Annotated in this window: 7 protein-coding genes and 1 pseudogene; 5 read left to right on the top strand and 3 right to left on the bottom strand. The window is 53.1% G+C overall.

The window, feature by feature from the left end:
- Positions 1 to 82 (bottom strand): annotated as a pseudogene (locus Q4C79_RS12625) (Asp-tRNA(Asn)/Glu-tRNA(Gln) amidotransferase GatCAB subunit C); the annotation flags it as partial.
- A 243-nt stretch (positions 83 to 325) separates the two neighbouring features.
- On the opposite strand from Q4C79_RS12625, the gene Q4C79_RS12620 reads away from it, so the two are divergent.
- From Q4C79_RS12620 to rodA, 5 genes are read left to right on the top strand one after another with little or no spacing between them, the layout of a single operon-like run.
- Positions 326 to 1,369, top strand: a complete 1,044-nt coding sequence (locus Q4C79_RS12620; protein ID WP_303091375.1) for a rod shape-determining protein — start codon at positions 326 to 328, stop codon at positions 1,367 to 1,369.
- Positions 1,370 to 1,396: 27 nt separating this feature from the next.
- Positions 1,397 to 2,269 (top strand): rod shape-determining protein MreC, encoded by an 873-nt coding sequence (gene mreC, locus Q4C79_RS12615; RefSeq protein WP_303091374.1) that lies wholly within the window; start codon positions 1,397 to 1,399, stop codon positions 2,267 to 2,269.
- Positions 2,266 to 2,763 carry a rod shape-determining protein MreD gene (gene mreD / locus Q4C79_RS12610; RefSeq protein WP_303091373.1) on the top strand — a complete coding sequence of 166 codons (498 nt, stop codon included), beginning with the start codon at positions 2,266 to 2,268 and terminating at the stop codon, positions 2,761 to 2,763. The genes mreC and mreD overlap by 4 nt, the downstream gene beginning before the upstream one ends.
- Positions 2,760 to 4,775 (top strand): penicillin-binding protein 2, encoded by a 2,016-nt coding sequence (gene mrdA / locus Q4C79_RS12605; protein ID WP_303091372.1) that lies wholly within the window; start codon positions 2,760 to 2,762, stop codon positions 4,773 to 4,775. Before mreD ends, mrdA begins: the two co-directional genes overlap by 4 nt.
- Positions 4,775 to 5,962 (top strand): rod shape-determining protein RodA, encoded by a 1,188-nt coding sequence (rodA, locus tag Q4C79_RS12600; protein ID WP_303091376.1) that lies wholly within the window; start codon positions 4,775 to 4,777, stop codon positions 5,960 to 5,962. Before mrdA ends, rodA begins: the two co-directional genes overlap by 1 nt.
- Before the next feature lie 260 nt (positions 5,963 to 6,222).
- Here rodA and Q4C79_RS12595 read toward each other — a convergent pair whose 3' ends face one another.
- Together Q4C79_RS12595 and Q4C79_RS12590 are read right to left on the bottom strand one after the other, a co-directional pair.
- Positions 6,223 to 7,764 (bottom strand): alpha/beta hydrolase-fold protein, encoded by a 1,542-nt coding sequence (locus tag Q4C79_RS12595; RefSeq protein WP_303091371.1) that lies wholly within the window; start codon positions 7,762 to 7,764, stop codon positions 6,223 to 6,225.
- 10 nt (positions 7,765 to 7,774) lie between these two features.
- The coding region (locus Q4C79_RS12590) for a TonB-dependent receptor (RefSeq protein ID WP_303091370.1) at positions 7,775 to 7,980 on the bottom strand (206 nt) is incomplete at its 5' end.

Here is a 7,980-nt window from a genome sequence, read left to right as displayed (position 1 = left end):
GGTTTTGTGCTTTTTCCGCTTCGGTAAGGCTCAGGCGGGAAAGACGGGCGATTTTTTCCACGTCAGTTAGTGTTAAGGCCATCGGGTAAATCCTTAAATAAAATTAGCAAATCGACCTGTTGTAAGGTATCATTCTCAACCAGTCCGTATGCTGGTGGCACAAGCTTGCGCTGCCCTTGAGATTAAGCGCGGATTATAAACGAAAACCCCCGTTATGGGCATGGTGTTTTTCCGGCAATCCATCTAGCTGATGCCTGTCTGAACCCCATGCCTTGTTGTGTCCGATAATATTTATTTTTATTTCGTCCATTTCAGAAGGTTTTACATGCTTGGCTTTTTTAACCGCTACCTCTCGCACGATTTGGCCATAGACCTGGGTACGGCTAATACTTTAATTTACAGCAAGAATAAAGGCGTGGTGCTTAACGAGCCCTCTATTCTGGCCATTCAAGAAGACGAAACGCATCCGGGCCATGCCAATCCTATCGCCATCGGCAATGATGCGAAAAAAATGCTGGGCCGAACCCCGCGCAATATCCGCGTGGTGCGACCGATGAAAGACGGTGTGATCGCCGATTTCACACTCACCGAAAAAATGCTGAAATATTTCATCCGCCAAGCCAGTGCGGGAAATCTCGGCGGTCCTTCCCGCATTGTGATTTGCGTACCTTGCGGTGCCACGCAAGTTGAACGCAAAGCGATTTGCGATTCCGCCCGTGCGGCCGGCGCTTCGGATGTTTACCTAATTGAAGAGGCGATGGCGGCGGCACTCGGCGCCGATTTGCCGATTTCAGAACCTGCTGGCTGCATGATTGTCGATATCGGCGGCGGTACTACCGAAATAGGCGTAATCTCAATGGGCGGCATGGTTTATTCGCAATCTTTGCGCGTTGCCGGCAATGCTTTCGATGAAGCCATTATCCATTATGTGCGCCGCCATTTCGGTGTACTCATTGGCGAGGCGACTGCGGAAAATATTAAACAGAGTATAGGAACGGCTTATCCGGTGGAACAAGTTGAAAGTATGGTGATTCACGGCCGCAATCTTTCCGAAGGTGTTCCCAGCAGCTTTACCATAAATTCCAATCAGGTATTCGAGGCATTAAAAGAGCCGCTCAACCAGATTATCCAAGCCATTATTTATGCGCTGGAAATGACACCCCCGGAATTAGCTTCCGACATCATCGAGCGCGGGTTGGTACTGGCCGGCGGCGGTGCGCTGCTAAGCGGTATGGACCGTTTGCTATCCGAAGCAACCGGCCTGCCGGCAAGCATTGCAGACGAGCCTTTAGGCTGCGTTGCCCGCGGCGCCGGTTATGCATTGGATTTAATCGGCACCCGCAGCCCTGTTTTTACCGAAATCTATTAAACGCACACCTACCGGGAAAACCGAGATATGCCCGCTCCTTCCCTTAATTTTACGAAACGCCGCAGCGCACCGGTTGGTAAGCTTTTTTTATTGAGCTTTGCCAGTATTGCGCTGTTGGCGTTGGATCAGCGTTTCGAGGGAGTGCAGCAGATACGGAAAGTTGCCGCTTCGCTAACCTTCCCGCTGCAATGGCTGGCTTCCCAGCCGGTGGAACTCTACCGCTATACCCGCTCGCTGGCGCAATCGCAAACCGCACTGCAAGCGCAAAACCGGCAACTGAATGCTGAGAATATCCGTCTGCAAACAACTGCCAACCAAAACCGTGCCTTGGAAAAGGAATTAAAAGAATTAAAATCGGTATTAAATCTTAAGCAGGAAGATTTCGGAAACTCGATAGCCGCCGAAGTGGTTTCCAGCGGCCGCAATTTTTCATCCAACCTGCTTGTGATTGATAAAGGCGAAGAAAGCGGTGTGCGGCAAGGTGATGCAGTCATCGATCAGAGGGGCTTAGTCGGCCAAATTATCCAGGTGCGCCATTTGAGCGCCGATGTGCGCCTGATTAGCGCCAATGATCTGATTGTTCCGGTATCGGTAGCGCGCACCGGTGTACGCAGCCTGATATATGGTGAAGGCGGCGGTATTGCGTTGCGCTATTTTCCACAAGGCGCCGATTTGCAAAAAGAAGATATACTGCTGACTTCCGGTATGGACAGTATTTATCCGGCCGGCATACCGGTGGCCAAGGTAACCGAAGTTTCTAAAAACACCGGAACAGCCTATTACCGCAGCAAGCTTGAGCCGGTTGCCGGCCTCAATATCAGCAAATATTTACTGGTTATCCAACAAAAAACACCTGCCGCCGGAGCCGCAAGCGATCCGGCAGCCTCCGCACGACCATGAACGATTCCAACCTGACCGGCCGCCTGCCGCTGATTCATCTTTTGATTACACTGGCTGCGGCACTCTTATTAGATTTCATTCCGCTCCCGGCGGATACTTTTTTCTGGATGCCGTCGTTCAGTGCAATGGTATGGTTTTTCCTGATTTTACGCCGTCCGCAGAATTTCGGTTTATCAGGCGCTTTTCTGTTCGGCCTGCTGGTTGATGCCGGCACCACTTCTCCTTTAGGCCAACATGCCCTCTCTTTTGTATTGATGACTTTTGCGATTCAGCTGCCCCAAACACAAGCTTCGCTGAAAACTCCGATGCGTCAGGCACTGGGTTTAGCATTGTCTTTGTTGTTCAATCAAGCCGTTCTCAGCTTTCTGAACGCCGTTCACGATCGGCAGTTCACACACCCCGAAATATTTACTTCGGTATTGACCGGTGTTTTATTATGGCCGCTGCTAGACCGATTTCTGCTAACTTTTTTGCAACCCCGCCGTTTTAAATGAAAGAGCAACCGACTACCCCACTGCCGGATACTCAGGCGGGGAAAGACTTCAAATTACGCTTAGGCGTGGCTTTCGGCTTGATCGTGCTCGCTTTTGGCGCATTGGCGGCCCGTTTTGCCTATTTGCAGATTGATCAGCACCAAAATTACACCGCCCGAGCAACCACCAACCGCATCACCCTGATCCCCACTCCGCCGGTGCGCGGCGAGATTGTCGATGTCAACGGCGTGGTCTTGGCGCGCAACTATCCAGTTTTTTCGCTGGAACTTATTCCTAAACAAATCGACGGGAAAATAGAAGATACCATCGAAGCCCTGCGTGCTTATGTGGACATCAGCGAAGCTGATTTGAAACGCTTCAAAAAATTTCGCGCCGAATACCGCTCTTATGAAAAAGTACCGCTGAAACTGAAGCTTACCACCGATGAGGCCTCGCAGCTTGCGCCTCATCTCTACCGCTTTCCCGGCGTGGAAATCAATGCGCGCACCTTCCGCGAATATCCGTTCGGCCCGCTGACTGCCCATTTTCTCGGCTATATCGGCCGCATCAGCGATAAAGATCAGGAAAAGCTGAAAGAAGAGGAGCGTACCGCTTTGTATCGCGGTACCACGCACATCGGCAAATCCGGTTTGGAGAGCTATTACGAGCCGCAGTTACACGGCAATCCGGGCTATCAGGAAGTGGAAAAAGATGCTCATGGCGACATCGTACGCGTATTGCGCAGCGTACCGCAGCAAAGCGGCCAAACACTGAAACTGGCGCTGGACATCCGCTTGCAACAAGAAGCCGACCGTTTAATCGGCAACCGTCGTGCCGCCATGGTGGCCATCGATCCGCAAACCGGCGGCGTGCTGACATTTATTTCCAAGCCTTCGTTTAATCCTAATCTTTTTCTTGACGGCATCGATTCGGAAACTTGGAAACAGCTTAATGAAGACTGGCAACGCCCGCTGCTCAACCGCGTCACCCAAGGCCTTTATCCGCCCGGCTCCACCTTCAAACCCTTTATGGGCATGGCTTTGCTTGAAAGCGGTAAATTGAAGATGAATACCATCGTGCCCGCGCCCGGCGCTTGGAGCATACCCGGCTCTACCCATCTGTTCCGCGATTCGGTACGGCGCGGACACGGTGCCGTTAACCTGAGTACTGCCATTCAAGTATCGTCCGATACCTTCTTTTACCGTACGGGTTATGAAACAGGCATCGAAAAACTGCGGCCTTATCTGGCGGAATTCGGTTTCGGCGAAGCCACCGGCATCGATTTGCCGAACGAATACCGCGGCATTCTCCCCTCGCCGGAATGGAAAGAAAAACGCTTCGCCAAGCTGCCGCCGAAACAACGCCAATGGCATCCGGCAGAGATGGTGCCGGTCAGTATAGGCCAAGGTTATAACGCCTACACACCGATGCAAATGGCGCATGCGCTGGCTTCGTTAGTGAACGACGGCAAGGTTTATCGACCGCACCTGGTTAAAGAAATGCTGGATTACAACAAACAGCAAATTACTCTGATCGAGCCGAAACCCACTCGGCAAATTCCGTTCAAACAGGAATATTTCGAATACATCAAAAACGCCATGCGCAAAGTAGTCGGCCCCGGCGGTACTGCCCGCGCCATCGGCGGTGCGCCCTATACTTTGGGTGGCAAAACCGGTACCGCGCAGGTGGTACAAATTAAACAGGGTAAAACCTATAATGCCGCTGCTTTGCGCGAACAACACCGCGACCACGCTTGGTTCATTGGTTTTGCCCCTGTAGACAAACCCAAAATTGCCGTTGCCCTGATTCTGGAAAACGGCGGCTGGGGAGCTACCGCCGCGCCTTTGGTTCGCAAGCTGATGGATTATTATCTGCTGACCCTGCAAGGCGGTGCCAATACCGCTATGCCGGGCGATCAAGGAGCGCCCGGCAGTAATCCGATTCTCGATAGCGAAGAACACATCATACCGCTACAGCCGGCAAGCGGTTTTCAGACAGGCATTGTCCCTGCTTCGGGAGTTTCCGCCCCATGATGAAAGAAAAGTTAGCGCGTTTTGCCAAAAGTTTATGGAATCCGATGGACCCCTGGCTGTTTTACGCCATGCTGGCCATCTATATCATGAGCCTGTTTTTGCTCTATTCCGCAGACGGCCAAAGCTTTGACCAATTGGCCAACAAAACCCTGCACACCGTATTGGCTTTCATCTTACTGTGGTTGATAGCCCGTACACCGCCGCGCAAATTCGCCTTAATCGGCGTACCGATGTATGCCGTAGGCGTATTGATGCTGATCGGCGTACACTTTTTCGGCGTAACCGTAAACGGTTCCACCCGTTGGCTGGATGTAGGCATTACCCGTATCCAACCTTCGGAAATCATGAAAATCGCGCTGCCGATGACCGTTGCTTGGTATTTCCAACGTTATGCCGGCCGCCTGTGCTGGTACCATTATCTGGTGGCACTGGTAATGGTGGTTATTCCGGGGGCACTGATTTTGAAACAGCCGGATTTGGGTACGGCAATTCTGATTATGTCGTCCGGCTTATTCGTAGTATTTTTTGCCGGTTTGCCGTGGAAAATTATCTTTGCCGCACTCATAGGATTAATCGCCGCCCTGCCCTTGATTTGGAATTACGGCATGCACGATTATCAGAAAACCCGCGTGCTGACTCTGCTGGATCCGACCAAAGATCCGCTCGGCGCCGGCTACCACATCATTCAATCCATGATAGCCATCGGATCGGGCGGCATCTGGGGCAAAGGCTGGTTACACGGCACGCAAACCCATTTGGATTACATTCCCGAAGCCACTACCGATTTTATTTTCGCGGTATTCGGCGAAGAGTTCGGCTTAATCGGCAACCTCTTGCTGTTGGCCGTGTATCTCGTGATATTAGGACGCGGTCTCGTGATTGCCGCTCAAGCCCGTTCCACTTACAGCCGCCTGTTGGCCGGTGCGCTTACTCTCACCTTTTTCTGCTATGCATTTGTAAACATGGGTATGGTGAGCGGCATTTTGCCGGTAGTCGGCGTACCGCTGCCCATGGTGAGCTACGGCGGTACCGCCACGCTCTCGGTAATGATGATATTGGCTATTTTGATGGGTATTGCCCGCGAAAGCCGCAAGCCGCAAGCGGAAACGCCAAAACCGGCCGTACCCGCAGATGAATCGTTTGCGCCCCTGCGGACATCATCACGTTGGCGCGAATGGCGTGAATAAGCACGAATGCTGCCTATCTTACAAATGCCTGTCTGAAAAGCATATAACTCCTTTTCAGACAGGCATTTGTTTTATAGCAAATCGTAATTTCCGCTTTTTGCATACAAATATAGTGAATCCACTTAAGCAAAAGTACATGCGTCATACTCAGGCTTAATCCGAGTATATTCTTTTCCTAAAAATTTCTGGAACCCCAAAAGATACTCGGGTCAAGCTCGAGTATGACGAAACTGCTACTACAATTCAGTGGTTTAACTATATCAATCAGCCAGCAAATGCCCGCCAAACAAATAAACCAAGCCGTCGGTTAAGGCATATTGCCAGATAGCATAATCATGGCCGCCGTTGTATTCCCGATAAACGGCATCGCGACCTTGCGCAGTCAGCACATCGGCCAAACGGTGGCTGCCGGCGGCAATGCCGTCGGCCGGGTCTTCGCCGGCGCGCGCGGTTTCGTAGCTGCCGGCGGCGATAAACCAACGCTGCGGCGGCATTTTTTGCGCGGCAAATTGGTCAGCCAACTTCTGCCCGTTACTGTTTTTATGCCAAAACGAACCGGAAAGCGGGATGGCATTGCCGAAAGTTTCCGGCCGGCGGTAGACGGTATAGGCGGCAGCCAATCCGCCGTAGCTGCTGCCGGAAACAACCGTATGCTGCGGCCGGTGGCGGATAGCGGCATGTTGTTCGACAAAAGGCAGCAGCTCTTCGGCGAGCATATCGGCAAAATCGGGATTGGCCGGCAATTCGGAGCGCCTGTTTACATTATCGATCAATACCACCGCCACGGGCGGCAGTTTGTTTTGGCGCCGCAGGCCGTCGAGTATCGGTATCAGGCGGGTTTCGTAAAGATACTGCCAACCGTCGAACAGATACAGCACTACGGGGTCGGCGGCTTGCGGGTCGGTTTGGTAAATCCAGATACGGCGGGTGTTACCGAGCTTCTTACTGTGAAACGCATGGTTTTTCAGACGGCCTCGCGGCGCAACGGCTGCCTGATCGTGCGGTTCTGCCAAATCGACCAGTGAGGATTCGGCAAAACGGCGGCGGTTGAGCGGGTCGGGCATCAACACCGACAATAGGGCGCGGCGGCTGCGGTAGGCATCGGCACCGTCGGGTGTGGGAATGTCGGGCGCCAAACGATAGCTCAGCCGCAAATCGTTGCGCACTTTAAATGTTTTATACCACACGCCGCTGCCGGGCAGTTTTTCCAACCATTCGTGATCATTCGACGGCCCGCCGAGCAGGCGCACGTTGTGCGCGGCATCGCGGTAAAGAAAAGTGAGCAGGCTGTGCCCGCTATCGGTTTTCTCCACCAACGGTGCACCCTGCCGGCGGATTTCCGCCCAAAACCGCTCTTCGGCACGGCCGCCCTGCCGGTTAATTTCCCGCTGCAACTGCTGCAAGCGCGGGCTTTGCGGTGCCGCGTTTTCACGCACCATTTCACCGTAATGCGCCGCACCTTGTTTCAGGGTGAGCCGGTAACACAGATGGCGGTTGCCCGGCGCGCCCAATTTCAGCCAAACGCGGCTGCCGTGCGGATACCACAGCAAAAAATCCTGCCGGTTGGTTTGGTCGGCGAACAATTTGCGTTCGGGCGCGGTATCGGAAACCGCGCTCAACGACACACCGCCGCGGGAAAAGTCGAGACGGCTGAATTCGATGTTTCCTTCAATATAACGGCCTTTGGTTAAATCAACGGCAATCCGCTCTTCGGCGCGGCCTTTCAGACAGGCCTGCCGTACCGTATCGGCTGCTGCCGTGAGCGGTGCGGCGGCGAAAGCCAAAGCAAGCAAATATTTCATACGGCCTGCCTTACCAGCGATAGCTGCCGGACAGCGTCCAAACACGGCCTTTTCCATAGAAACATGAGGCGTGGTTGGCGCAAGAGGCCACATATTGTTTGCCGGCGAGGTTTTGCACGTTCAGCTGCAATTGCGTGCCTTTTAACGCGGGGATGGCGGTGCCGGGTTTGTAGGCCAGTTTCATGTCCCAAACCGTATAGGCGGGCACACGGAAGG

Source organism: Neisseria sp., from assembly GCF_030523955.1.
Classification (GTDB): Bacteria; Pseudomonadota; Gammaproteobacteria; order Burkholderiales; family Neisseriaceae; genus Neisseria.
The sequence above is the reverse complement of the archived record's forward strand: the minus strand, read 5'-3'. Positions and strand labels throughout refer to the sequence as shown.